Annotated in this window: 24 protein-coding genes; 15 read left to right on the top strand and 9 right to left on the bottom strand. The window is 53.2% G+C overall.

The window, feature by feature from the left end; genetic code table 11:
* Nucleotides 1–1,409: sigma 54-interacting transcriptional regulator (locus KKG35_04875; GenBank protein ID MBU1737454.1), on the bottom strand; the 1,409-nt coding region annotated here is incomplete at its 3' end.
* A gap of 317 nt (nt 1,410–1,726) precedes the next feature.
* On the opposite strand from KKG35_04875, the gene KKG35_04870 reads away from it, so the two are divergent.
* From KKG35_04870 to KKG35_04800, 15 genes are all read left to right on the top strand, one after another.
* The gene (locus KKG35_04870; protein MBU1737453.1) at nt 1,727–1,987 is read left to right on the top strand and encodes a hypothetical protein; all 261 of its coding nucleotides are present in this window, start codon (nt 1,727–1,729) and stop codon (nt 1,985–1,987) included.
* A 3-nt stretch (nt 1,988–1,990) separates the two neighbouring features.
* Nucleotides 1,991–2,440: an S-adenosylmethionine decarboxylase gene (locus KKG35_04865; protein MBU1737452.1), complete on the top strand. Its 450-nt coding sequence runs from the start codon at nt 1,991–1,993 to the stop codon at nt 2,438–2,440.
* Between the two features lie 5 nt (nt 2,441–2,445).
* Nucleotides 2,446–3,414, top strand: a complete 969-nt coding sequence (locus KKG35_04860; protein MBU1737451.1) for a GNAT family N-acetyltransferase — start codon at nt 2,446–2,448, stop codon at nt 3,412–3,414.
* Entirely contained in the window at nt 3,401–4,657 is a 1,257-nt protein-coding gene (locus KKG35_04855) for an ATP-grasp domain-containing protein (protein MBU1737450.1), read from the top strand. Before KKG35_04860 ends, KKG35_04855 begins: the two co-directional genes overlap by 14 nt.
* A 2-nt stretch (nt 4,658–4,659) precedes the next feature.
* Nucleotides 4,660–5,964 carry an alanine racemase gene (locus KKG35_04850; GenBank protein MBU1737449.1) on the top strand — a complete coding sequence of 435 codons (1,305 nt, stop codon included), beginning with the start codon at nt 4,660–4,662 and terminating at the stop codon, nt 5,962–5,964.
* A 22-nt stretch (nt 5,965–5,986) separates the two neighbouring features.
* Entirely contained in the window at nt 5,987–6,685 is a 699-nt protein-coding gene (locus KKG35_04845) for a DUF47 family protein (protein ID MBU1737448.1), read from the top strand.
* Nucleotides 6,686–6,883: 198 nt separating this feature from the next.
* Nucleotides 6,884–7,189 (top strand): hypothetical protein, encoded by a 306-nt coding sequence (locus tag KKG35_04840; protein ID MBU1737447.1) that lies wholly within the window; start codon nt 6,884–6,886, stop codon nt 7,187–7,189.
* 976 nt (nt 7,190–8,165) lie between these two features.
* Nucleotides 8,166–8,783 (top strand): LysE family translocator, encoded by a 618-nt coding sequence (locus KKG35_04835; GenBank protein ID MBU1737446.1) that lies wholly within the window; start codon nt 8,166–8,168, stop codon nt 8,781–8,783.
* Nucleotides 8,784–8,956: 173 nt separating this feature from the next.
* Nucleotides 8,957–10,171 (top strand): hypothetical protein, encoded by a 1,215-nt coding sequence (locus KKG35_04830; GenBank protein ID MBU1737445.1) that lies wholly within the window; start codon nt 8,957–8,959, stop codon nt 10,169–10,171.
* 305 nt (nt 10,172–10,476) lie between these two features.
* Nucleotides 10,477–11,820, top strand: a complete 1,344-nt coding sequence (locus KKG35_04825) for a M48 family metalloprotease (protein MBU1737444.1) — start codon at nt 10,477–10,479, stop codon at nt 11,818–11,820.
* 476 nt (nt 11,821–12,296) lie between these two features.
* Entirely contained in the window at nt 12,297–12,749 is a 453-nt protein-coding gene (locus KKG35_04820; GenBank protein ID MBU1737443.1) for a tetratricopeptide repeat protein, read from the top strand.
* A gap of 534 nt (nt 12,750–13,283) precedes the next feature.
* Complete coding sequence (locus tag KKG35_04815; protein ID MBU1737442.1) at nt 13,284–13,751, top strand: hypothetical protein; 468 nt, start codon at nt 13,284–13,286, stop codon at nt 13,749–13,751.
* Nucleotides 13,752–13,831: 80 nt separating this feature from the next.
* A complete protein-coding gene (locus KKG35_04810) occupies nt 13,832–14,293 on the top strand; it encodes a hypothetical protein (GenBank protein ID MBU1737441.1) in 462 nt (153 codons plus the stop codon).
* A 29-nt stretch (nt 14,294–14,322) separates the two neighbouring features.
* Nucleotides 14,323–15,219 (top strand): phosphate/phosphite/phosphonate ABC transporter substrate-binding protein, encoded by an 897-nt coding sequence (locus KKG35_04805; GenBank protein MBU1737440.1) that lies wholly within the window; start codon nt 14,323–14,325, stop codon nt 15,217–15,219.
* A gap of 24 nt (nt 15,220–15,243) precedes the next feature.
* Nucleotides 15,244–17,754, top strand: a complete 2,511-nt coding sequence (locus KKG35_04800; GenBank protein ID MBU1737439.1) for an EAL domain-containing protein — start codon at nt 15,244–15,246, stop codon at nt 17,752–17,754.
* Nucleotides 17,755–17,811: 57 nt separating this feature from the next.
* Here the strand turns inward: KKG35_04800 and KKG35_04795 are convergent, their stop codons facing one another.
* The 8 genes from KKG35_04795 to KKG35_04760 form a co-directional block, all read right to left on the bottom strand.
* Nucleotides 17,812–18,138 carry a hypothetical protein gene (locus KKG35_04795; protein ID MBU1737438.1) on the bottom strand — a complete coding sequence of 109 codons (327 nt, stop codon included), beginning with the start codon at nt 18,136–18,138 and terminating at the stop codon, nt 17,812–17,814.
* 365 nt (nt 18,139–18,503) lie between these two features.
* The gene (locus KKG35_04790; protein ID MBU1737437.1) at nt 18,504–19,232 is read right to left on the bottom strand and encodes a glycerophosphodiester phosphodiesterase; all 729 of its coding nucleotides are present in this window, start codon (nt 19,230–19,232) and stop codon (nt 18,504–18,506) included.
* A gap of 73 nt (nt 19,233–19,305) precedes the next feature.
* A complete protein-coding gene (locus KKG35_04785) occupies nt 19,306–20,472 on the bottom strand; it encodes an FAD-dependent oxidoreductase (protein MBU1737436.1) in 1,167 nt (388 codons plus the stop codon).
* On the bottom strand, nt 20,469–21,050 hold the full coding sequence (locus tag KKG35_04780) for a hypothetical protein (GenBank protein MBU1737435.1): 582 nt from the start codon (nt 21,048–21,050) through the stop codon (nt 20,469–20,471). The genes KKG35_04785 and KKG35_04780 overlap by 4 nt, the downstream gene beginning before the upstream one ends.
* Before the next feature lie 40 nt (nt 21,051–21,090).
* Nucleotides 21,091–21,978, bottom strand: coding sequence for a TraB/GumN family protein (locus tag KKG35_04775; GenBank protein ID MBU1737434.1), 888 nt, complete (start codon nt 21,976–21,978; stop codon nt 21,091–21,093).
* On the bottom strand, nt 21,975–22,790 hold the full coding sequence (locus tag KKG35_04770) for a chemotaxis protein CheW (protein MBU1737433.1): 816 nt from the start codon (nt 22,788–22,790) through the stop codon (nt 21,975–21,977). Before KKG35_04770 ends, KKG35_04775 begins: the two co-directional genes overlap by 4 nt.
* 340 nt (nt 22,791–23,130) lie before the next feature.
* The gene (locus tag KKG35_04765; GenBank protein MBU1737432.1) at nt 23,131–23,679 is read right to left on the bottom strand and encodes an isoprenylcysteine carboxylmethyltransferase family protein; all 549 of its coding nucleotides are present in this window, start codon (nt 23,677–23,679) and stop codon (nt 23,131–23,133) included.
* 205 nt (nt 23,680–23,884) lie between these two features.
* On the bottom strand, nt 23,885–25,057 hold a 1,173-nt coding region (locus KKG35_04760; protein ID MBU1737431.1), incomplete at its 5' end, for an alpha/beta hydrolase.

Here is a 25,057-nt window from a genome sequence, read left to right as displayed (position 1 = left end):
CGATAATCCTCTTTTTTTATCCCGAGTCGTTTCATCTTGTTGAACAGGCTTCTTGAGTGAATTCCGGCTGCTCTGGCGGCATTGTTGATTCTTCCCCGGTGTTCCTTGAGGAGGCTTTTCAGGTAGAGATTTTCCACCTGATCCATCACTTCGCTCTGGATCTGGGGGAGGGTTTTCCCCTGCCAGGAATCAACGGCAAGGGAAAGACGTCCCGCGCCGCCTGCACCCGGCGGGCCCTGTTGGCTGAAGGCGCTCGGCAGGTCTTCGGTGGTGATGGTGCTGGTCTTGCAGATCAGGAGCGCCCTCTCGATAACGTTCATCAGTTCCCTGACGTTCCCCGGCCAGTCATAACGACAGAGGGCGGTCATTGCTTCTTCGGAGATGTTGTTGATGTCGCGATCAATTTTGTACCGATAATAGTTGATAAAGCGGCGGGCGAGGGCCGGGATGTCTTCGAAATGTTCCCGGAGGGGGGGAATTTTCAGGGTCATGACGTTCAGGCGGAAGAAGAGATCCTTGCGGAAGAGGCCATTTGCCACCGCATCTTCAAGATCCCTGTTGGTGGCGGCAATGACCCGCACGTCGACCCATACGGACTTTTCGCCGCCCACCGGCCTGACCTCGTAATCCTGCAGTACTCTTAAGAGTTTTGCCTGCAGGTGGAGGGGCATTTCCCCGATCTCATCCAGAAAGATGGTCCCGCCGTGCGCCAGTTCGAAGGCGCCGCGCCGGGAGCGGGTGGCGCCGGTGAAGGCGCCCCGGGTATGGCCGAACAGTTCGCTTTCCAGGAGCTGTTCGGGGAGAGCGGCGGTGTTTAAAGCGATAAAGGGGCCGCTGGAACGATGGCTCTCGGCGTGGATCGCTTTGGCCAGATGTTCTTTGCCGACCCCGGTTTCACCGAGCAGAAGAATGATCGAATCGCTGAGGGTGATCTGCTTCACGTCATTGATGAAGATCTGCATTGTTTCGCTGGTCGAAAGAAAATCGCTCAGTTTTGGCCGAACCGGACTCTTCCGGTCGAGCAGGTCCATCTGGATCAACTGACGACGGGAATCAAGGGTTGTTTCGATGGTCTCGATAATGGTCTTCAGCAGGACCCCTGAGTAGAGAACGACATCCGCGCCGGCAGCCATCAGCTGCGCATGTTCCTCCGATGAGTCGTAATTGTGAAGAAGGACGGTGGTCGGCGCCTCAGGAAGGTTGTTGAGGGTGGCGATCCCCGACTCGATCGGCCGCGGGATCAGTGACTCACTGATCACGATAATGTCTGCACACGACTGGCCGACGTTCTGCCAGGTGTTCTTTCCCTGCCCGTATGCCTCAATCTGGACATCCGAACGTTCAAAATTCTTTTCAAGATTTTCCTGAAGATCCTTATCGGCTATGGCAAAGACCAGTTTTGTGAGCATGGGGTCCCCTTCTGAAAAAGAGAAAATGTATTCCGTTATTTCCCATAGGATATACCTGTTTTGCGATAAAGAGGAAATGTTTTTCTTTTATCAGCCGGGATGAAGTCCGTTCATTCCGGACAAGCTCTGAAGACGCAGTGCTGTCCTCTGTCTATCGCTCTGATATGTCGACTGAATATGAATGTCTAGTGGCGATTTTTGCCGCTCATCCGGTGTGAAAAGGGCAGAGAATTAGCGAGTTAGGTGAAAGAGGAAAATGAATTCCTGTTTTTGATTTCGCTGGCAATATCGTGTGGTGGATATTGTAAAAATGATAAATGATTACAGGTGTTTATGTTTTTGTTGGCGGTGTCTTTTTTTTGGCATGTGGCTTGCTTAAGAGTTTTATTGGAAAACCTTATTTTCGGGAAATGATTATGAAAAAGAACATTTGCCATGATTTCAGGGAACTCTGTAAGGGCTGTTTTGAAAAACACGAGGAGGATGAAGGTCGTTTTCCCGCATTTGCAGGTGAGGAAAAGCCCCGTCCCTACAAAAAAAGGCGCATAAAATCTGTGCACAAAAACTGGGAGCATTAGCCAATGAAACAAGGAACCGCCACTCGCAACATTGTCAATATCAACGAAGGAAACTGTCGGGACGGTCAGGGGCTGCAGATTATGAATGAGGCCATTGCCCGCAAAGCCTGGGGAATAGCTTCGGCAATTGATATTTACAACTGCAATGCAGAGACGATTCGTGATGCGGAGGAGATCAAGAGATTCGTTGTCGAGCTGTGCGATTTGATTGAGATGAAACGTTTCGGAGATACCCTGGTCGTGCATTTCGGGGAAGATGAAAAAGTGGCGGGTTATTCCATGGTGCAGCTTATTGAGACCTCTCTTATTTCAGGCCATTTTGCCAACCTGACCAATGCGGTCTATCTGGATGTGTTCAGCTGCAAGCCATACCATCCGGAAGTGGTCCAGGGTTTCGCCCAGGAATTCTTCGGCGGAACCCACAGCAACCTCAACGTCAGCCTGCGCCTGTGAGCATCATGAAAACAAGGGTGTGCGCAGACCCTGAGGAATGCAAACGGTTATGGGCCGAAATCTGGCCCGTGTCCTGTTTTTTTGATCTCTGGGAAGTGCGTTCTTCTTTTGCGGCAGGCTTTGCCCGCCCCACCAGTTTCCTGGTGGCTGAAGAGGGGAATAAAATTCAGGGTCTACTGGCGCTCTCCTGGATAGAAGAATCAGACTGCTACGGGATTTTCCCGGGGGAAACCTGGCAGGGGAAAACCTGGCTTGAACAGAACAGGATTCCGGTCCGTTCGGTCCGGGCCCTGGAGGCGTTGCTGGCAAATATCCCGGGTCCGGCGCGCTTGCGCTATCTGACCGAGGAGGCGGCAGGGCTCGCCGGCAGCCCGGTCACCGTTGATGAAACCGGATATCTGTTCCGGCCTGGGGAATACGGATTTTCCTTTTCCGATTATATGCTTGAATTTTCCGGCAAATCGAGAAAGAAGCTCGCCCAGGACAGCGCCAAGCTCGAAAAGCATGGAGTTTCATTCCGTTACGGAGAATTTGCTGATATCCAGCGGATGTTCAGAATGAATCTGGAGGCCTTCGGCCGCTGGTCGTATTTCTGGGAACCGAGATTTCTAAACTCGTTCGAAAGGCTCGTGGAGTGGCTGGACGGTCAGGGATTCTTACGAATCACCACCCTGCTCCTGGGTGGGGAAGTTGCGGCCATCGATATCGGGGCGGTCTGGAACAATACCTATACCGTGCTTGCCGGAGGGACCAGTTCCGAATTTGTCGGGGTGGCGAAGATGATCAATTTTCATCACCTCAGATGGGCCTGCGAGGAGAAGCTCGCGCTGGTTGATTTTCTCTGCGGTGATTTCGGCTGGAAGGAACGTTTTCATCTGCAGGGCCGTCCCTTATACAAACTGCAGCTACAACCGGATTGTCATGCTGCCCAACCAATTGAGGGTGCTCTGAAGCACGCCAGTGGACAATTCTAGCAGAGTGCTGGTGGTCGGGACCACCGCGGATTACATTGAATGGATCAGGAGGGCCTCTCCCGGCAGGGCGCTTTTCCTGACCCTGCCTGCGGTGCGCGACGAGGCTTGCGAGCCTCCCCCCGCTGCTGATGAAGAGATTCTCTGTGACCTTGCCGATGAGGATGAGGTGAAGGAAAAACTGGCCGCGCATCTTCTCGGCACAAAGTTCTCTCTCTCCGGGATCATGGCCTTCGATTGCGAGTCGATGGAGTTGGCGGCATTGCTCGCTGGTGAATACTCTCTGACATACCCCTCCATTGCCGCTATCAGGCGGAGCCGTGACAAGAATGCGACAAAAAAAGCCTGGCGGGCAAATTCGGTGCGATGCCCGGAATCGAGACTGGTCCAGACCGCGGCCGGAGTCGCTTCGTTCATGGACGAGCTGGGCGGGCCGTGTGTGTTGAAACCCCTGACCGGCAGCGGGAGTGAGCTCGTCATCTACTGCGGTAAAAACAAGGATTGCGGCAAAGCTACCCAGATTATCAGCAGGGGACTCGCCGAAAGAAAGGCGCAACGCCTCTACAGCAATGATTCCGAGTGGTTTCTGGCCGAGGAATATGTCGATGGCGATGAGTACAGTTGCGATTTCACGATCCGGGACTCCCAGGTCGATATCGTTCGGATCACCAGAAAGATCAAAGGTGACAAACAGCCTTTCGGCACCATCATGGGTTATGTTCTGGACGAATTGCCGGAGGAAGCCGGAGGCAGAGATGCCCTGGGCGGCATCCTGAAGAGGGCGGCGGAAGCCCTGGGGTTGACCGATGCCATCTGCATGGTGGATTTTCTCGTTGCCGATGAGGGGATTGTTCTGCTCGAGATGACTCCCAGGCCTGGCGGTGATTGCCTTCCCTTCCTGATGCGGGAAGCCGGGATGGTCGATATCCTGATCTTTGCCCTGGATTTTGCCGAGCGCAGAAAGAGTGTGCCGCCGGTCAAAAAAGATGGCGAATTTGTCGGTTTGCGTCTGCATCTGCCGGAGAGCGGAGTGCTCCGGAACATCGAATATGATTCCCTGCCGGAAGATCCTCGGGTTCTGGAGATCAATATCATCCGTCATCCCGGGCACAGGGTGTCCATGCCCCCTGATGATTATGAATCATGGTTTCTCGGCCATCTTGTCTTCAAGGCCGCTCCGGATGTCAACCTGCTGGATCAGTGCCGGGAACTCAGACGCAAGATCCGGGTGGAGATCAGTCAATGAGCATGAGTCTGCCTGAAAACGGTTCGTCCACCTGCACAAGGATTCCCCCTGTTGCCGAGGCGCCTCTCATGGATGAGGCTCTGCTGCGTGATTTTGTGCAGGGCTTTTTCGCCCGGGGGCAGGAGTATCTCTCTCTGGCCAGTGAATACGGATCCCCCCTTTATGTTCTTGAATCAGAGGTGCTGCGGCGAAAGTCCGCCCAGTTCCAGGCGGCTTTCAGGGCGCATTTGTCCGAGGTCGGTTTCTACTATGCGGTGAAAAGCAACAATCACCCGGAGGTTGCCCGAATTCTGATGCAGAGCGGGACCGGGCTTGATGTTTCAAGCGGCCTTGAACTGGCGATGGCGGTTTCGCTCGGAGCTGAAGACATCGTCTTCAGCGGTCCTGGGAAAACGGAGGGTGAGCTCTGTGATGCGGTGGCGCAAGCGGAGAGAGTGGTTGTTCTGGTCGACAGTTTCGGGGAGCTCGCCCGTCTGGAAGAGATTGCCGCACAACACCATAAAAATGTCCGGATCGGGGTCAGACTGACCACGAATCCGCAGGGACTCTGGCGGAAGTTCGGGATTCTGCCGGAAAAACTTTTGGAATTCCAGGAACAGGCGGAGCGCTGCCCGCATCTTCGGTTTACCGGGATTCAGTTTCATACCAGCTGGAATCTGACTCCGGCGGCCCAGCTTGAGTTTATCAGCAAACTCGGCGCCATTCTTGCCCGCCTCCCTTCTTCCGCCCGCAGGCAGATTGAATTTATCGATATCGGCGGCGGATACTGGCCCCCCCAGGGAGAGTGGCTGCAGGAATCAGGGACCGAGGCCGGAAAGTTGCGCCTCGCCATGGGCCTCGCCCCTGAAAATAACGGCAATCATTACCGGCTGCCGACGGTTTCCATTGAGGCGTTTGCCGAAGCAGTCTGCCGGGCCATCAAAGAACACATCCTGAGGGTGATTTCCTGCCGGATCTGTTTTGAGCCGGGACGCTGGCTCTGCAATGATGCGATGCATCTTCTGCTGCAGGTTGTCGACCGGAAAGGTGACGACCTGGTGATCACCGACGGCGGGACCAACAGTATCGGCTGGGAGCGTTTTGAAACCGATTATTTTCCGGTGTTGAACCTGAGCCGGCCGGCCATGGAGGAGAAACCATGCCACGTGCTCGGATCGTTATGTACCCCGCATGATGTTTGGGGGTACAACTACTGGGGAGAAGACATCCAGCCGGGAGATGTGCTGATGATTCCCACCCAGGGCGCCTATACCTATAGTCTCCGGCAGAACTTTATCAAGCCGCTGCCGGAGGTGGCCATCATCTAGTTCAAGGAAGAGAGAGGGAAAAATGACAGTAAGACAAATGTTGAAAGGCGGGTTTATCGGGGATCTCTTCAGCCGGTCTCCGTTCGGGGCAATGGTGGCGCACAGCAAAAAGGTCCATGAATGTCTGCAGATGGTCAAGCCGCTGATGGAGGCCCTGGTTCATGAAAACTATATTGCCATCCAGGACCTGCAGGACCAGACCTCAAAGCTTGAATATCAGGCGGACAAGATCAAGCATGAGATCAGGGAGCAGCTCACCCACCGTTATTTCCTGCCGGTGGACCGGGCCGATCTGGAAGGATTTATCAACTGCCAGGAACGGATGGCGGATTATGCCAAGGATTTTGCGGTTATCCTGATTATCAGGAAAACCAGGCTCCATCCCGGCCTTGTCGCCGGTTTCGCCGAACTGGTCGAGCAGGTGCTGAAGGTCGGCGAGAACCTGTTGGCCGCAGCCCTTGAAATGCAGGATCTGGCAGATTCTTCTTTCGGCGGCGCCGAATCGAAGAAAGTCCTGAAGCTGATTGAAGGGTTGGGTGAGGAAGAATGGAAAGCGGACCGCATCGCCAGGCGCTTGAGCAAGGAGATTTACAAGCTGGAGCACGAGCTCGATACGGTGACGATCCTGTTTTACGAGAAACTGCTTCTGACCCTGTCGGCCATCGCCAATGAAGCGGAGAACGCCGGTGACTCTCTACGGGTCATTCTCTACCGGGCCTGATTCCGTCAGGTTTCGGATGCAGGAGCTGGTTTTTTCGCCGGTTGGTTGCTTCAGGGGGCGGGGAACGGGGCGAGGTTTCCGGATCGTGAACAGTTCTCAGCCTTGTTACAGGTGGAGGGCCTGAAGGGACAAGGCTGATATCGAATTTGTTTGTTAAAATTGGAGTTGTTTTTTCAATAATCATTCATTAAGGAGTGTATGGACATGGAAGGCGTTGTCAGGATTGCGATACTTGGTGTCACTTTGCTGTTGTTCGTCTTTTCAACAGGGTTTGCCGCAGCCGATGAAGGTGAGACACAAGAGAAAGAGGTCTCGATTACCGGCATTGTCACTGAAAACTTTCAGATAGTCACCGACAAGGAAGAGATCTTTGAAATCGGCGATACCACTGAAGGGGATGAGGTTGTCAGAATGGTCGGGGAGAAGGTGAAGGTCAAGGGAACCGTAACGACATACGGGGAAACCAGATTCATTGCGATTGAATCATATGAGGTTGCCCAATAGTTTTTTCATAATAAATCAACTTTCTGACTTGTCTTATGTTATTGGATTGTTGTCATAAAATGGTTCAGATCCATAGTGGCATTCCATGATAAGAATCCAGAAGCCAGAAGCCAGGAGCCAGGAGCCAGAATGACTGATTTTAAAGCTTTTCTCCTGGCTTCTGACTCCTGGCTTCTGGTGGAACATAGGCTCGAACAAATCGCCATAACCCTTTTATTATCTGAAGATTAGCTAAACTCAGAAAGTTGATATAATAACAGAGGAAACCCTGTCCTCAGGGCCGGGTAAGAGAAAGTAGGCTTTGCCTAATAGCGTTCATTTTCTTTGTTTGGCCAAAGAAAACAAACCAAAAGAAAAGGCACCCAGTCACTTGTCCCGCCGTTGGCGGGATTTCCTGTGCTCCTCGGCAGAAACGGGATGCTGCAAAACTCGCCTTTCGGGCTCAAACAGTTGCATCATCTAGTCCGTCTCTGCCTGCGGTGCTCGGCGGCGTGAAATGGGGAACGACAAATCGGATAGACGATTATATTGAGTTGGTGGAACTGAACCATTTTGAGAAAGCTTTGTCCTTCCAGGGCCAACCAAAGCCGGGCTCTTTGGGCCCGGATATTTAACTAACCCGGTCGGCCGGAGTGAATTGCTCCGGCCGACTTCATCCGCATCATGCCTGCGATGGTTCTTGCACCGCAAGGGCATAAGTCCCGTTTGAACTGACAAGCTGCTCAACTTAAGCTTTTCACCCTTCGGGTATAAGTCTCGTACGAGCAGACAAGCTGCTCAACTTAAGCTTTTCACCCTTCGGGTATAAGTCTCGTACGAGCAGACAGGCTGCTCAACTCGGCTTTTCACCCTTCGGGTATAAGTCTCGTACGAGCAGACAAGCTGCTCAACTCGGCTTTTCACCCTTCGGGTATAAGTCTCGTACGAGCAGGCAAGCTGCTCAACTCGGCTTTACCTTTCTGCAGATTTTGGAGTTATGATCCACTATTTACTCTTCGGTATTGTGTTGGGCCTTTCGGCCGGATTTGCACCGGGGCCGTTGTTTGCTCTGGTTATCTCCGAGACCCTGCGGCATGGAGTCGGCTCCGGGATCAGGGTCTCTCTTGCTCCAGTGATAACCGATCTGCCGATTATCTTTGTTTCCCTGTTTGTCCTTGCCAAATTATCCGGATTCAATACCGTTCTCGGCATTGTGTCATTGCTCGGGGGGCTCTTTGTCTTTTATATGGGCTGGCAGAATATCAGGGCCGGGTCCTTTTCCCCGGACCAAGCGGAGGCTCTGCCGCAGTCACTGGCCAAAGGGGTGCTGGTCAATTTCCTGAGCCCGCATCCGTATCTTTTCTGGCTGAGTGTCGGTGCGCCGGTGGTTCTGAAAGCAGCCGGGGTGAACGGTTTCGCTCCGATCCTGTTCGTCGGTGGCTTTTATGCGATGCTGATCGGTTCCAAGGTCTTCCTGGCGGTTCTTGCCGGAAGGTCGAAGACCTTTCTGGCCGGAAGAAAATATGTTCTCACCATGCGCATACTTGGGGGGGCGCTCTGTCTGCTTTCCCTGGTTCTTGTGCGCGATGGCTTGAAGTTTCTCAGGCTTTTCTGAGCGGTTTTTGCAGGTCCCATTCCATCTCCGGTGAATGACGTCTGGATTTATCGGCCGATGAGGCATACAGTATTGGGTAAATCCCTGAGTCCGTGACGGCTTAGTGCAATCTGCCGCCTCAAATGGCTGTTATTATCTACAAAGCTATTCATAACAAAGGTGATCCTGAGATAATGCGTGAAGAGAAACGGCACAAACTGATTCTGGCAAGTACAATTGCCGCCTATTGTCTTATCGGAGTTGAGATCATCATCATGATCTCACCCTTCGCGCTTTATTTTTATTCGGTGTACGGACCGATCCTTGAATTTTTCTCCTCCTCTCCCTACCTCAGCTGGACCACCGAATTCTTCCTGCCCCACATGGTTTTCATGGATGACCCGCTGATTCTGTTTATCTCGTATTTTCAGGTACTGATGGTCATTGGCCTGCTCCTTTTCCTGCTTGCCGCGATCCCTCTGTATTATGGCCGTTTTACCGGGAAAGGCGTGGTTCAGATCAGCTTCTATTCCAAGATCAGGCATCCGCAATATCTCTTTCTCGCCGTATCAGGATTCGGTCTCATGCTTTACTGGCCGCGATTTATGATCCTCTTCATGTATGTAAACATGCTGTTCGTCTATTACCTTCTGGCCAGAAACGAAGAATGGCGAATGAAACAGGAGGCCCCGGAGAGCTATGAGAAGTATCTGCGGAATACGCCGATGTTTATCCCCGGTGAACCGGGGGCAAAAATTTACCGGGTGTTGTTCGGCTGGATCAGGCCCCGAGGGCTCGGGATTTTTGCCGCCTATCTCTTGACCATGACCCTGGCCTTGTCTCTGGCCGCCGGGATCAGGGAATATACGGTTGAACATCTGCCAATCTCAGAACAGGCCGGGATGGTGATGCTGCCGGTTTTTCCGCGTCCCGAGAAGGAGGCTCGCGAAGTTGCGGCCGCTCTTGCCGCATCTCCCGAGGTGGAAGCGCGGCGGGCGGAATTGCAGCCGAATCTGGCCTATATTTTTCCCGGTGATTATTTCCTGACCGCCATCGTCACCGATGAAGATCGGCGATTTTCCGATGATATGATTGAACGTTTTCCGGAAGTGCTTGAATGGCACGAGCATAAGTTCCGGGGGGGCTTGGGCAAATTCTTCAGGATTTTTTATAATTTTGTCAGCACACTCGGCAGCGTCCCAACCAACTACGATGTTGAAAGGATTGTTTTTGTCCGGGTAACCGATCCGCAGGGTGAGTCGGTCGAAGCTGACAATCTGTTCAAAATCGGCATGCGGCGGGAGCCGGTAATGATTGTAGATATCGATTCCGCCAGCCACGAAATGCTGTCGGTCATCACTCCCTCAGGGCAGCATAAATGGGGTTCCATGCCGATGCCGACGTTCTGAGCCCGTTTCTGAACATGCATAGCGAAACGCATTCCCCGCAGCTCGAAGTCTCACGCTGTTCGCTATCTGCTGCGGGGTTAGTGAGCGAATCTGATGTAAGTATCCTTCCATACGGAGATTCCCCGTGGCTCGAAGTCTGTCGCTTATCTGCCGCGGGGAGCTTCAATTCATATCAGGTGTTGCCCGGGTAAATTTTGCGGTATAGAATATTTGCACCCTTCGGGTACTCACTTCAGTACCCTCTTGAGGATAGGTCTCGATGTCTCGCAGGCTCGCTTTCGCTCAGCTTTATGGATGGAGTGAATATGAATAATAAGTTCGGAAACCGAATCTTTACCAGGTCCATGTCCCGCAGGGATTTTCTTTACCTGCTGTCCCTCTCTTCGGCAGCATATGCCCTGACCGGATGCGCGGTTGACCCGGTCACCGGCAGGCAGCAGCTGGTCCTGATGAGCGAGGAGGGCGAGATCTCCCTTGACCGGCAGCAATCGCCGCAGCAGTTCTCCATGGATTACGGAGTGTGCCAGGATCGCGCCTTGAACGACTACGTGGGCAGGGTCGGAAGCGTGATCGCTGCTACTTCGCATCGGCCGGGGATGCCATACAGTTTCAGGGCGGTCAATGCCGTCTATGTGAATGCCTATGCCTTTCCCGGCGGCTCGATCGCGGTAACCCGGGGGATACTTGCCGAACTTCAGGACGAGGCCGCTTTAGCGGCGCTGCTCGGTCATGAGATCGGGCATGTGAACGCCAGGCATACTGCGGAAAGGATGACCAAGGGGACCCTGGTGCAGCTGGCCCTGGCCGGGAGTTCCGGGTATATGCGAAGCGGTGAGTATGCCGGTTACGCTCCCTATCTTGACAAGATCGGCGGTCTGGGGGCTCAGGTTCTTCTCGCCAGCTACAGCCGGGTCGACGAGCGGGAAGCGGACAGCCTCGGCATGGAATATATGGTCCGGGGTGGTCATAATCCGAAAGGGATGTCCGGCCTGATGGAAGTGCTGGTCAAGAAATCGCAGCACAAGCCGAATGCCCTGGAACTGATGTTCTCGACCCACCCGATGAGCCAGGAACGATATGACACCGCCGTGAGAAGCGTGGAGTCACAGTATGCCTCGTACCGCGGTCGGGACATGTTGCGTCAGCGCTACATGGACAACACCGCCGGTATCCGGAAGATCAGGGGGGCGCTGGAGGATATGCAGAACGGTGCCGGTTTTATGGCGGCCGGGGAGATGAACAGGGCGGAATCCTCCTTCGCCGATGCCCTGAAAAAGGCCCCCGACGATTATGCGGCACTCCTGATGATGGCCAAGTGCAAGATGGCGCTGAAGAAAGATCAGGAGGCGGTGAGCTTTGCCGAACAGGCCAAGAGGGTCTATCCCACCGAGGCGCAGGCGGTGCAGGTCAGCGGGGTCGGCAAGCTCGCTTTGAACAGGTTTTCCGAAGCGTATCAGGAGTTCAGCGGCTATGACCGGATGATGCCGGGCAACCCTTCGATTGCCTTCCTGAAAGGAGTCTCCCTTGAAGGGATGCAGAAGAGGCAGGAGGCGGCTGAAGAGTATTATCGTTATCTGCAGCAGGTCCGGGAGGGTGGGGCGGCTCAGCATGCTTATCAGCGTTTACAGGATTGGGGAGTTGTAAAGTAAGGAGCCAGAAGCCAGAAGCCAGGAGCCAGAAGCCAGAAGCCAGGAGACAGAAGCCAGGAGCCAGAAGCCAGGAGCCAGGAGCCAGGAGCCAGAAGCCAGGAGCCAGAAGCCAGAAGACAGGAGGCAGGAGTCAGAAGGCGGGAACCAGGATACAGACGCGAGGAGACCGGAACCGGAAGCGGGGAGCTGGAAATAAACCTTTGACTGCCGGGTTCCGGGAGGTACGCTTTTTTTGCATTTTGCATTTTGCATTTTGCATTTTGCATTTTCCCATCACTCGCTTTCCCGCCTGTCAGTGCTTAGAGTAAATTCAACAAGGATTTCGAGTAAAACAGATAAATGACTAAAGGAGGTCCAGCATGAGCAAGACAATACGATGGGAAACAGACTTTGAAAAAGCTTTAGGCCGTGCAAAGGCGGAACACAAGTCCGTTTTTCTGGACCTGTTCAACCCCCAGTGAATTGGCTGTCAACAGATGGATGCAGTTACGTATCCAAACGAGAAATTGGCTGATTTTATCAACAACACGGTTGTTCCTCTGAAGATCCAGGTGGACAGCAAACTCGCCGGACGCTTTGAAGTGAAGTGGACACCCTCTCTCCTGATTCTGGATGGTGAAGGCAAGGAGCATTACCGGACCACGGGCTTCATGGCCGCGGAAGAGCTTATTCCGTCTATCCTGCTCGGGATCGGCAATGCCCATTTCAACAGGGATGAGTTTGCCGATGCCCTGGCCGCCTACGAGCAGGTTCTGACCAAGCATGGGGCAAGCGACGCCGCCCCTGAGGCTATGTTCCAGCGCGGGGTTGCCGGTTACAAGAGTACCCACGATCCCAAACCACTGAAAGCGGCCTATGAGCAGCTGACGAAAAAATATCCGAAAAGTGAGTGGGCGAAACGGGCGCAGCCCTACCGGTTGATCCCGTAAATTTAATCCGGTAACCGGAGGAAAAAAAGGCCGCAGAAAGTTATGTTCTGCGGCCTTTTTTTGAAAAGGAAAATGGGGGGAGGCTGTCCGTAAACTCTTATAAATCATCTGTGAGAGCTGTGGAGTTCGATAAAGCTGAGTTGAGCTGTTGAACATGCACAGCGAAACGCATTCCCCGCAGCTCGAGGTAAGCGACGGCAAGGAGACTCGGAGTGTCGCAGATAAGCGCAAGACTTCGAGCTCCACTTACCGGAGTCTCATGCTGTTCGCTATCTGCTGCTGGGTTAGTGAGCGAATCTGATGCAAGTAACTTTCCATCCGGAGATTCCCCGTGGCTCGAAGTCGCACTCCGTTTGCTATCTGCCGCGGGGAGTTCCAATGGTGATAAAACGCTGGGAATTATCCTGATGGTTGGGTAATATCCTGAGAAATCAGCCGTGTTAAAAACCATAAATCAGAGAGTTTGAGAAGAAAGGTGTATCGGCCGGAATCTTTTTGGTGTGACCTTTTTTCTGCAGACTTGTGAAGAGTCCGATGCTGAAATCGTTCCTGATCCTCGCAGCACTCCTCCTGCCGATAAACGGCATTGCGCAGGTGCTCGATTTCCAGATAGTATCCGCCGGGAAGAGCATTACTTACAGGAGCACCACCTTTCAGCGTGAACTTGAGAACCGGAATGGGTTTTCGGCAGCAGAGAAAACGGTGCTGCTGATGGAGACCCCGTCATTTCAGGACATACGATATCTCCGGCAGCAGGAAATTCTTAGATCATTCGGGACTGAGGCGGAGCACCTGCAAATCGTTTCCATCAACTCCTGCACCACGGAGGAAGATGCCGGCGGCTACCACACATCGCTGGAAGAGGCCGGAAGGCTCAATCCTCTGCAGGAGTTCAGGGCCACCTTGTTATCATTGAATGGTCTGGTCCTCTATCAAAGCCTGGGGCCTCTCAGTAAAGAGAAGATCAGGGGAATCATACAGAAGGCAAGAAACAGCAATTAAGCGTTGATCGGGGTCCGATGGCCATCCTTTCAGTTTGCCGTTTCTCAGCCGTTACGCTTCGGGGGTGCGAACTTTTCAGTATGGGCAAACTTACACTATTCACCTTAACTGCCGTTGCGATCCTGCATGTCCTGGCTTCCTGGGGGATTTCAACGCATTATGACCGTCTGGTGGATGGGCAGGTCGTTCCCGCTATTTCTGCGGCTTTAATCGAAGATGAGATAACACGAAAGGATCTTTTTGAAAAGCTCGATATATTCAATCGACAGATAAAACCGGCTTACTATCTGTCGATCGCTCTGTCTTTGCCGGCCGGGCCGATTCTTCAACCATTTTATCGGGCGTGGTTCTCGGATACTGTATTGAGCCGTGAAACAGGCCTGGAGCTGTTCAATAAGGGGGTCACTTTCTTCGCTGGAGTTCAACTGATAGTAAATGCGATATTTTTCAGCTCTTTTCTCCTGTTTCTATGGACACTCGCCGGGAAGCCGGGAAAGCGCTTCAGCAATCAGGCGGTAGAAAGCCGGAGACCCTTTTCCTGATCATCTCAACGTTTTTGATGGGGGACCTAATGAGTAGTCAAGTTTTCTTCAGACGTTTTGTCGTTATTGCAGCGCTCTTATTCTTTCTGCCGGCATATGCACAGGCAGGCGAGCCCCGGCTTCTCATCGGCCTGATTCCCGAGATGAACATTTTCAAACAGAAGCAGCGGTTCAGCCTGCTGGGTGAATATTTGTCGAAAAAGACAGGCATTCCGGTTGAGTTCACCATTCTGAGCCGCTATGGGAATATTATCGAGAGCTTCACCGAGGAGAAGATGGATGGCGCGTTCTTCGGCTCCTTCACCGGGGCACTGGCCATCCAGAAGCTCGGGGTAGTTCCGCTGGCCAGACCGGTGAACCTGGACAACACTTCCACATATCACGGGTACATTCTGGTTCGGAAAGACAGCGGGATCAAATCCGTAGCCGATATGCGGGGGAAGCGGATGGCGTTTGTGGAAAAGGCGACGACTGCGGGGTACATTTTCCCTCTGGCATTCCTTCGTGGGAACGGCATTGTCGACATCGACGGTTTCTTTGGTGAAACATTTTTTACCGGCAGTCATGACGCTGCGGTCATTGCCGTGCTCGACCGGAAAGCGGATGTCGGTGCAGCAAAAAATACAATTTACGACCGGGTGAAAAAAGAAAACCCCCGTCTCGATCTCGAACTCGAAATCATCGCCCGGTCGCCAACCGTGCCCTCGAACGGGCTGTGTGTCAGAAGCACCCTGGATGCCGGTCTGCAGAAAAAACTCAAAGAGGCGCTTCTTGAGCTTGGACAGGCCCCTGAAGACCAGGCCGTTCTTGTAAAGTTCGGGGCGTTGAGATTCATCGAAACAACGACCGAGGATTACCGGCCGGTCTTTGAGATGGCCTCTAAAGCGGGGATTGATATCAAGAATTACAGCTATCGAAACGAATAGGTCACAGGGTAAGGGGCTTGCCGGATGAAGCGTAAAATCATCATCTCTCTGCTGATGCTTCTGTTGTTGTCTGCCACCGGGGTATCACTGGCGACATACTTCATGTCGCACACCACCTCGACCCTGGGCAAGCTTGTGGCGCTGCACCAGATTGAAGATCTCCGGCAGCATCTTATCATTTCGATTCAGACCGTCCAGTCGGATCTCTACACCGTAAACACCTTGCTCGGCAATAAGGTTGATGCCATTGCCGATCATGTGACCAGACTGGAAACTTCCGCCAACGCCTGCACAGGTTGTCACCATGAACTCGGGATCACTCTGGACATTCGGAACATCATTGACCTGATCGCGGAATACCAGAAGGCTTTAAGCTACTATATCACCGCTTCGGCAAACAGGAAGAGAATCGAGAAACTGCAGCAGGAAGCAGCGGCAATCGGCAACGATCTGCTGCACAAAACGGAAATGATGTCCTTCCAGGCGGCAAAAAAACTCGAGGTCACGACCAACAGGGCGCTGGAAAGGATTGATCAGGCACGGATCATTCTGTTTTCAACCATTTGGATTACATTTATTTTCGCGATCCTGATCGCGATCCATCTGATACGTTCCATCACCGGCCCGGTCAGGCAACTGGTTCTGGCAACCCGTGCCATCACCCATGGTGATCTGGATTACAAGCTGACCATAAAAGACCAGAGCGAGTTCGGGGAACTTGCCGATCATTTCAACGAGATGAGCGCCACCCTCAGGGACAATTATGAAAAGCTGGTTCAGGAGGTGGCCGAACGGAAGCAGGTTGAAGAAGCCCTTCGGGAAAGCGAAGAGCGATATGCCCTCGCGGCGCGGGGTGCCAATGACGGTCTGTGGGATATGGATCTTCGTGATGACACCGTGTATTACTCAAATCGGTGGAAATCGATGCTCGGTTATGATGAGGGCGAGATCGGGACCTCTCTGGAGGAGTGGCTCGGCAGGGTGGATCCGGCGGACCGGGAAATGGTCAGGACACAGCTTGCCGCGCATCTGGAAGGCGCCATCCCGCACTTTGAATGTGAGTACCGCATTCAAAGCAAGGACAACGATTCCCTCTGGATGCTTGCCCGAGGTCTGGCGGTGCGGGACTCACACGGCAAGGCCTATCGCATAGCAGGTTCACAGGCAGACATTACCTCGCGAAAAAAGGCCGAGGGGCTGATGGCGCACAGTGCCTTTCATGATCATCTTACCGGGTTGCCCAACCGGGCTCTTTTTATGGATCGCCTTGGCCACCTGCTTGAAAGTTCCAGACGTGGCAATTCCAATTCCTATGCCGTTCTCTTCACCGATATCGACCGCTTCAAAATCATCAACGACAGTCTGGGCCATGATTTTGGTGACAAGCTTCTCGTCGCGATGGGGCAGAGAATAAAAATCTGTCTCAGACCGTCTGATACGGTGGCCCGTCTCGGCGGCGATGAATTTGCCGTCCTTCTTGAAGATGTTGCCGACCGGATGGATATTGAGGATATCATCTGCCGGATCGAAAACGAGGTGGTCAAACCCTTCAACATTGACGGGCACGAATTGTTCACCATGCAGAGTATCGGGATCGCCACCGGAGATGATCGCTATGAATCTCCGGAAGAAATCCTCCGTGACGCGGATATTGCCATGTACCAGGCCAAAGCGATCGGCGGAGGGCGGCATGTGTATTTCGACACCAGAATGCATGCAACCATCATTGCCCGGAACCAGCTGGAACGGGAGCTGCGGAGCGCGGTCGACAACCTTGAGGATTTCGTTCTCCACTATCAGCCGATCATGAGTCCCGGGGATCGAAGTCTTGTCGGCTTCGAAGCTCTGATCAGGTGGGTGCATCCCGAACGAGGCCTTGTGTTGCCTAATGATTTTATCCCTCTCGCCGAGGAAACCGGGTTGATCATCCCCTTAAGCAGATGGGTGCTCCGGCAGGCCTGCCGGCAGCTCCGGCGTTGGGATGAAATGTACCCGAATGGCTCTCCGCTCAAAATGAGCATCAATATTTCCAGCAGGATGTTGCTGCTCGATGATTTTACCGGTGATGTTGCGGCCTGCATCCGCGATGAGGGCATTCAGGCGGAATCGCTGGTGATCGAGATCACCGAGAATGTGATCCTTGAGCACACCAATGTTGCGCTGAACTCGCTGGTGGCTCTTCAGGGGATGGGGGTAAATATCCATATTGATGATTTTGGCACCGGGTATTCCTCGCTGAGCTATCTGCACAACTTTCCGGTTCATGCCCTGAAGATCGATCGATCGTTCATTTCCAAATTGAAGGGGAAGGGTGACGACCTGGAGATTGTCAAGACCATCATCGCGCTGGCGCATAACCTGGATCTGGATGTGATCGCCGAAGGTGTTGAGGAGGAGCACCAGCTTTCGACCATTCGCGACCTGGAGTGTGCGTTCTGCCAGGGTTTTTTCTTTTCCAGGGCGATCGCAGCGGAAGAGGTCCCCACCTGGATCAAGGCCAATGGGATTAAAATTCAGGAAAATACCGATTCCTGAAGTCTGGCTGATTCTTGGTTGCGGGCGGTAATTTGGTTCTGACTCAAAAGGGGGTTTTTACCTTGGCTGCCTGTCAAATATTTCAGAAAGGGGTTCTGAAAATTTCTCGCCTTTCCCTTGATTTGCAGCAATGTAGGAATGGAGCTTGTTGCAGATGCTGATTTTTATATCCATTTCATTTTTGCCCAGGCTTCGAAGGATCCCGTATTTCCCCGGTTCAACCTTTTCCGTAACGTTTTCAGCGATTGCCCAATAGGCCCGAATCTTTTGCGGATCGATCTGTTTTGTTTCAAGGATTTCTCCATTCTCCGGGCCGAAAGTAACGGTCCCCTTCCGGTCATAAATTATGGATACTTTGCCAAGACGCCCGCCCATGTAGGACATTTTGATGTAGTCCCCCTCGCAGGCCTGACCTGATGCCGAAACACCGCATAAAGAAAAAAATATCAAACCTGCACAGATCAAGCTGAGTTGAGCAGCTCGCCTGCTCGTACCGATAAGCGAGCCTGCGAGACTTCGAGACTTATACCCGAAGGGTGAGAGCCGCGCTCTAATTCGCATAAACAGTTTCTCCTGAAAAATAACATGTTCACGACCAGAAAAGAGAGTAGCGAAAATATCAGCCGAAGGCAAGGGTGATCTCGTGAAAGGGGAGAGAGGAAAGGACTCGAATCATGTTTCCCGGTGATTGCCGGATCACGCCTCGAACCGCCCGGCGGGCGGGCAGTAGAGTGAAACAGCATCTGGGATCAGCTCCAGCCTTCGCTCGGAGCGGGCTGCGCATAAATTCGGGCGACCCGCTCCGGGTAGTTGGTGAAGACGCCGTCCACGTTGAACTGGATCATCCGTTCGATATCTTCAGGGGTGTTCACCGTATAGACGAAAACTTTCAACTGCCGGAAATGCGCTTCATCCACGATATTTCCGTCCACTCCGGTCAGCGGGAGATTTGCCGCATAGGCTCCCGGAGAGCTCATGAATTCCCGGAAATCAAAGGGTGGTTTACTGTAGAGGGCGCCAAGTTTAATTTCCGGATCGCGTTCGGCAACTTCGGTCAGCTGTTGGTGATCAAAAGCGGAGACGAGGAACATGTTCTTCTGCCAGCCGACCCTTACCATGTCGGAGATGAGGCTTGCCACGGGCGCGGCCGCTCCCGACCCTTTCAGTTCGATGTTGAGGAGCGCTCGTCCGGCAGTTGCGCTGCACACTTCCTCAAGGGTGGGGATCTGCTGGCCGCCTCCGGCGTCAAGGTGGCGCAGGTAGGAAAAGGGGTGATCGGTGATCAGGCCGGTGCCGTCGGTGGTCCGTTCGAGATGCTGATCGTGAAAGACGATGAGGTGGCCGTCGACAAAGTAGACATCGACTTCAATGGCGCGGGCGCCAAGTTCCAGGGCCTTGCGGATCGAGGCCAGGGTGTTCTCCGGGGCGTGGCCCATGGCCCCGCGATGTCCGATGCAGAGGAGTTGGGTGCTGGTCATGGGGCGCTTTATCTGTTCTCCCGGTTGGGGTTCAATGCAGTTTTTCCGACTTGCGGCTCCCGGCTTCATGCCATCAGCCGCAAGTCAGATAAATCTCGCTGGTATCTTGTGGATGTTCTCTCTTGCCAAGGGTTGGCGCCACTTTCTTAATGATCGATTCCGCTGTGGCCCGGTAGGTGGTAAGTTTCCCGCCATAGAGCGAGATGATCCGGGGGGCGCCTCGATCATCGTACTGGATCAGGGTGTCGCGTGGGCGGTCGGAGAAACTTGATTCCCAGCCGGTGAGGACCCTGAGCCCGGCGAAACTCTCCAGAACCTCGCATTTAAAGTCGGGGAAATAATGGGCGACCGCCTTCAGAAGGTAGAGGATCTCCACGTCGCTTGCCGAAACGGCGGCCGGATCACCGGTGAATATTTTTTCGGTGGTGCCGACCAGAGTGTTCCCCTGCCAGGGCATGATAAACATGGGGCGTCTATCAACAGGAGATTCCAGATAGAATATCCCGTCATGTAATTTATCGGCAAGGACGATATGGGACCCTTTCACCAGGTCGATCTTCGGAGGGGGTGGTGCTCCGGAAATGTGTGTCTGCACTTCAGCCACCCATGGGCCTCCGGCGTTGATCAGCACCCTGCAGGTGGCCTGATGTTCGGCGCCTTTTTCTGAATAGGTTACGGTGCAGGAGCGGTTTTCTGCGGTTGCTTTGATGAACCGGGCATGCTCGCGGGTTGTGGCCCCGAGTCCGGCTGCGGAACCTGCGACCGCCCTGGTCAGCAGCCGGTCATCGGTCTGGGTGTCCCAGTACTGGAAGACATGTTTCAGCCCTTCGCGATTGAGGCCGGAAAGAGTGTGCCATTCGGATTGGGGCAGATGGCGGAAATTCGCCAGTTCGTCCGCCCCGGCGAACAACCGGTACAGGCTGAGTGCGGCAAATACCTTCCAGCCCTGATGCCTGCTGCTTTTGTACACCGGGATAAAGAAGGGCAGGGGGTGAACCAGGGTGGAGGCGATCCGGCGGAGGATTTTTCTTTCGGCAAGGGATTTACGCACCAGTCCGAACTGGAAGGTTTCGAGATAGCGAAGCCCGCCGTGGATCAGCTTGCTGGAGCGGCTTGAGGTGCCGAACCCCCAGCGCTCCTGCTCCAGGAGGAGCACGCTGTATCCGGCCGCTGCCGCCGCCTGGGCACACCCTGCGCCCTGAATCCCGCCGCCGATGACGATGATCTCGAAATGTTTCATCTGTCGGTCCCGGTGAAGACTTCCTGGAGGCTTCCGGTGATATCAAGTGGCAGGCTGTCTGCACCGATCATGGTGAATGGGCCGCCCCTGAACCGGTGGGTCGAGATATCCGCTTCGATTGTTCTGCTTTTCACATCAATGATTCTGACATTCATCCGGATTTCGTTCCGGGTTTGCCAGAGAATTGGTGACAGATAGAGGATCAGGTTGGGGCCGGCCTCCATGAACTTTATAACAATCGCCTTGTCGGCTCCGGAAGAATCGGCGACGGAGAGGATTTCGGTGTCTGTTGCCAGAAGTGCGCTGCGGCCGTTGATTTGCCGGATAAGGTTTTGTGCCCGGTAGCAACCGGTTCCGGCAAAGAATCTTTCAAGGGCGGTCGAGAGCATCTCTTCCCGTATTTGTGGTTCTTTCTGGTCTTGCCGCCAGACGGTATTCCAGAAAACAGCCGCATTTATTTGAGAAGTCTTTTCCTCGCAGAGCGGCGGCTGGAGGCCGACGGAGTGGTGGGTGGTGCGGATTGTGCTGCACCCGGAGGTGAGCAGAGTCAGGATTGATAAAAAGGCAAAGATTTTCATGCGCTGGTTCCCGTGATCAGGTGAACGGATTCTACAGTTTCTACAGTTGCCTCACTTTATAGTGTGCCTTCTTCAGTAGAGTAATGATCCCTTTGTCGCCGACCAGGTGACCTGCGCCGACCACCACGAAATATGTCTGGTCGGTTTTTAGAAAATCTTGGATCCTGTCGGTCATTCTGGTGTTCCGGGCAAAAAACAGCTTGTCGAGGATCATGGTGAATTCGGGATTTTTCTCATAGGGTCCGAGAATGGCCTCGTTCATTCCAGCTGCGTCCCCTGACGACCATAACATTATGATATTGTTAAATAATTTTTCTATGATGTCCAAGTCCTGCAGGGTGAACTTCAGGTAGAGGTTTTCGTCGGGCATGTTCAGCAGCATGTCCAGTTGCTCTTCCATGGTTTCCAGTTCAAGAATGTTTTTTTTCTCCCGGGCTGCTTTGAGTGAGAAATACTTGTCAATCCCATACTCCGGACGATATCCGAGTTTCATGATCTGCATCGTGACAAGGGTCATCGCCAGCAGCCCGGGCCGCATCCTTTCCAGCTTTTCCAGAGGGATCCTGTTTTTTTCGAGGTGGGCGACAAGCATCCGGAATACCTCGGGGGAGAGGTCGTCCCGGATGGTTCTGCCGGAGGAATACATCCCTTTCTCCACCAGCAACTGCTGCATTTTCTGCTGGTCCAGGGTGACCGGGTTCACTTCCACGACCAGATTGGCCGAGCGCTCAAAGCCATCCTCAATCGCACCCGCCAGGGGAAACATCTCCGGCTTGGCAAAATGGATGGAGCCATGAACAAAGACCGTGGCGGTTTCGGATTGCACCTCCCAGACGAATGACTTGTTCGCGGCTCCGGCGGACGAAGTGCAGGCCAGAATCAGCAACAGGGAAAGAAGGTATTTGATGGCGTTGCCGGGCTGTTTCATTGCGGGATGTCCGGAGAATGGTCTATCAGTTCATCGACCTTAAGCAGCTGGACCAGGCCATTGGTTTTGCCGCGTCTGCCGATTCCGGCGATACAGGCATTGCTCTTTGTTGAAAAAGTTTCCGGCATCTCGTCAATCGTTGAGACCGCAATCTTCTCCACGGATTCCACCGAATCAACACTCACGGCGATCGCTTTTTCCCGCCAGTCAAGGACCAGGGCTATTTCGCGGTTCGACGCCTTAAGAAGAGTCCGGGCCTCGGCAAAAAGCCGGATCATTTCGGCAAGTTCTGTGTTTCTGGTCCGGTTGATCAGGTCATAGGCGGGGTCGAAATTTCCTTTCCCTTCGAATTCCTTGACCTTTGCGGCAACCTTATGAATTTTCTGATGCGGGGTGTCGAATTTTTTCAGACAACTCTCCAGCAGGCGGTTGTCGGTGGTGAATGTGTCGTACCACTTGCCGAAGGCGCAGAGATGGTGATCGGTGGCCAGCTTGAATTCGCGCCGTTCCCGTACCGAGGCTTCCAGCTCCATAAGCCAGTTGATATGGTCCTGCTCGCGCTGTATCAGCAGCTGGGTCAGCTCCTCGGTTTCCCTGGTTCGTGAACGCATGCCGAGTTTCATCCGCAGATCCATCACCGGCATTACCCGCCCCCTAAGATTGATCACCCCCCGGATATATTCCGGGGTCTGCGGAACCTGAATCACCTTCGGCATCGCAACCATTTCCCGGACATAGTCGGCCGAGACCGCAAACTGTTCATCCAGCAGATGGAAGATGACCCAGGGTAAATCAGATGAGAAATCCTTCATGGCAAGCCCCCTTTGGTGTGCCTGGTGTTCTTTTTTACCCATGCGGGTATAAGTTTTGGACGAGCAGGCAAGCTGCTCAACTGAAGCTTTGACAACGGGAATTTCGAAGCTCAGCGATATTGTATCAGAACCCGGAATCAACATGCAAAGCGAAACCCGTCAATCGGTGCGGAGTGGCTCGCAAATTCGACCGAAAGCAACTTTTCAGCGGAGGCTCCCCGTGCCTAAATCTATTTTACCGGTGAAGGCAAAGGAAAAGGCGATACCGGAAAAGGATGTCCCCGGGATTTTTGGCGGGACAGTACGAGGAAGTCCTTTTGTACGTAATGATCTCCGGGAATCAGAGTAGATATGGGAGGAACATTTTGGTCTGCTTGATATACTTTTGATACCTGGACCCGAAAAATGAGATGTTCTCCCGTTCTTCCGTTTTTGCCGTGGCCAGCAGAAAAGCGGTGGTGATTGTAACGGCAAGAAATCCGGGGATGGTGATGTTTTTAAGAAAGGCACCCCAGGCAAGGAGCAGCAGGGAGCTGTACATAGGGTGGCGGATATGCTTGTAGAGACCATCCGCAACAAGGTTGACCGTGTTTTCGAAGCGAAGATTTTCGGAGTTTGCTTTCCGGTGTCCGGAACCACCCGATTTTCTGAGAACCAGAAACCCCTGCAAAACGAACAGGATAGAGGTGAAGAGAAAAGTCCATGAAAGCAGCTGGAGCGGGGAAAAAGGACTTGTAAACCAGAACGGGTAGTTCATCAGGACAAGAATCAGGGTTCCTTCAAAGACGAAAAAACGGTAGAAACCGTGGTGTTTCGGGTTGTGTAAGGAGCGCCACGAGAAAACAACGAAAAACAGGGTGCATAGAACAAAAATTATGGTGCGGTCCACAGAAAACAATCCAAAATCCAAAATACTCCCCCCTAAAACAATTTCATGAATTTAAGTCAAAGCTGTGCGGATGATATTTCCCCCGTTTGTATTACCGGATATACAATAAGCCAGATGAGAAATGCAATCAAGAGAGGGGGGATTTGCCGGCAAAATAGATCCACGCGATTTGTGTATACGGCTCAGCGGCGAGAGGGGATGCAATTTACAGCGGGGAGTCCTCTGTCACCCGCCGAATGCCATGCACTTCACCTCTGAAAAAGGGGCTGTCGATAGTGCTGATGGAAAAAAGCAGGGAGGATTGTTCGGTGGTTTGCACCGCCGCCTTCCTCCCGGACAGCGAGACTGCCGCCAGATCGAAATTGCTTCCTGATGCGGAGATGGCGACCTCGGCATTTATGGAGAGAGCGGTGGCGATTATTTTGGAATGGTCTGCATAGAGTCCGACCTCTTTCCCATAAATCCGGCTGTTTTCAATCTCGATACTGGATCCGAAGACATGCACATATCCGGCGGTGACGTCTTGAAGCGTAACATTCGTGCATCTTCTGATCTCAATGCTTTCGTAATTTCCGGTAAAAGTGACACCGGACTGATTGTTGCAACTCGCCGATCTTCCTGATAAGACAACTGGATCCGAGGGGGTTTCCCCAGCTACATAGAGTAGGGCGCGACGGGTCGCGGCATGAAAGATCTCCGCCTGTTCACGCATTGGAGTGTGACCGGCGTTTTCGATGATTTCCAGTTTGGCTCCAGGTATTTTTGCCGCCAGGGCAATACCTGTGCGTAATGGCGTCATTTCATCCTCTGCGCCCCATATAATACCGGTCTGGGCTCTGATTCTGCCGAGAAGCGGTGAAAAGTCCTCTTCGGCCGCAGCCATGGAGGCGATGGTCTTCGGTTTTCCTCCGAGGACGGTATTGCGCAGAGACTCGCTGTTAAGAATTGAGTCGATATCCTCGCCGGACCTTTCCCGCTCAAATCTTTCAACAGTGGTTCCGGTCAGGTGGTTTAAAATGGTCATTGGTTTCTGCAGGGGAATCGCCAGAATTTTTGGTAAGGTTTTCGGGGGTTCGATTTGCAGGAAGTTTTTTGAAAAGGCCGCACGGTGGAGCACTCCTGCCGCATCAACAAGAATGAGGCGGGCAACCTGCTCAGGGTGGGTCGCTGCAAAATGCAGGGCGAGAACGCCGCCCATCGAATGGCCGAGGAGCACCACCGGCCCGTCTGCGTATTCTGTTACAACCCATCTTAGAAAAGAGGAATACGCGGCTGGAGAATAAAGAAGATTCTGTTTTGCCGAGCGGCCGAATCCCGGCAGATCAAAGGTGAGAAGATGGTATTCCGCTCTGTACTCCCTGAGAAAAGGTTCAAAGAT

This window comes from Pseudomonadota bacterium (assembly GCA_018823285.1).
In the GTDB taxonomy this organism is placed as follows: Bacteria; Desulfobacterota; Desulfobulbia; order Desulfobulbales; family JAGXFP01; genus JAHJIQ01.
Note: the sequence above shows the minus strand (reverse complement) of the source record. Positions and strands in the feature narration are given on the sequence as shown.

Bases quoted from the DNA above. Each gene is read 5' to 3' on its own strand.
- KKG35_04870 (MBU1737453.1), top strand. From the start codon at position 1,727: ATGATTACAGGTGTTTATGTTTTTGTTGGCGGTGTCTTTTTTTTGGCA.
- KKG35_04865 (MBU1737452.1), top strand. From the start codon at position 1,991: ATGAAACAAGGAACCGCCACTCGCAACATTGTCAATATCAACGAAGGA.
- KKG35_04860 (MBU1737451.1), top strand. From the start codon at position 2,446: ATGAAAACAAGGGTGTGCGCAGACCCTGAGGAATGCAAACGGTTATGG.
- KKG35_04850 (MBU1737449.1), top strand. From the start codon at position 4,660: ATGAGTCTGCCTGAAAACGGTTCGTCCACCTGCACAAGGATTCCCCCT.
- KKG35_04845 (MBU1737448.1), top strand. From the start codon at position 5,987: ATGACAGTAAGACAAATGTTGAAAGGCGGGTTTATCGGGGATCTCTTC.
- KKG35_04840 (MBU1737447.1), top strand. From the start codon at position 6,884: ATGGACATGGAAGGCGTTGTCAGGATTGCGATACTTGGTGTCACTTTG.
- KKG35_04835 (MBU1737446.1), top strand. From the start codon at position 8,166: ATGATCCACTATTTACTCTTCGGTATTGTGTTGGGCCTTTCGGCCGGA.
- KKG35_04830 (MBU1737445.1), top strand. From the start codon at position 8,957: ATGCGTGAAGAGAAACGGCACAAACTGATTCTGGCAAGTACAATTGCC.
- KKG35_04825 (MBU1737444.1), top strand. From the start codon at position 10,477: ATGAATAATAAGTTCGGAAACCGAATCTTTACCAGGTCCATGTCCCGC.
- KKG35_04820 (MBU1737443.1), top strand. From the start codon at position 12,297: ATGGATGCAGTTACGTATCCAAACGAGAAATTGGCTGATTTTATCAAC.
- KKG35_04815 (MBU1737442.1), top strand. From the start codon at position 13,284: ATGCTGAAATCGTTCCTGATCCTCGCAGCACTCCTCCTGCCGATAAAC.
- KKG35_04810 (MBU1737441.1), top strand. From the start codon at position 13,832: ATGGGCAAACTTACACTATTCACCTTAACTGCCGTTGCGATCCTGCAT.
- KKG35_04805 (MBU1737440.1), top strand. From the start codon at position 14,323: ATGAGTAGTCAAGTTTTCTTCAGACGTTTTGTCGTTATTGCAGCGCTC.
- KKG35_04800 (MBU1737439.1), top strand. From the start codon at position 15,244: ATGAAGCGTAAAATCATCATCTCTCTGCTGATGCTTCTGTTGTTGTCT.
- KKG35_04795 (MBU1737438.1), bottom strand. From the start codon at position 18,138: ATGTCCTACATGGGCGGGCGTCTTGGCAAAGTATCCATAATTTATGAC.
- KKG35_04790 (MBU1737437.1), bottom strand. From the start codon at position 19,232: ATGACCAGCACCCAACTCCTCTGCATCGGACATCGCGGGGCCATGGGC.
- KKG35_04785 (MBU1737436.1), bottom strand. From the start codon at position 20,472: ATGAAACATTTCGAGATCATCGTCATCGGCGGCGGGATTCAGGGCGCA.
- KKG35_04780 (MBU1737435.1), bottom strand. From the start codon at position 21,050: ATGAAAATCTTTGCCTTTTTATCAATCCTGACTCTGCTCACCTCCGGG.
- KKG35_04775 (MBU1737434.1), bottom strand. From the start codon at position 21,978: ATGAAACAGCCCGGCAACGCCATCAAATACCTTCTTTCCCTGTTGCTG.
- KKG35_04770 (MBU1737433.1), bottom strand. From the start codon at position 22,790: ATGAAGGATTTCTCATCTGATTTACCCTGGGTCATCTTCCATCTGCTG.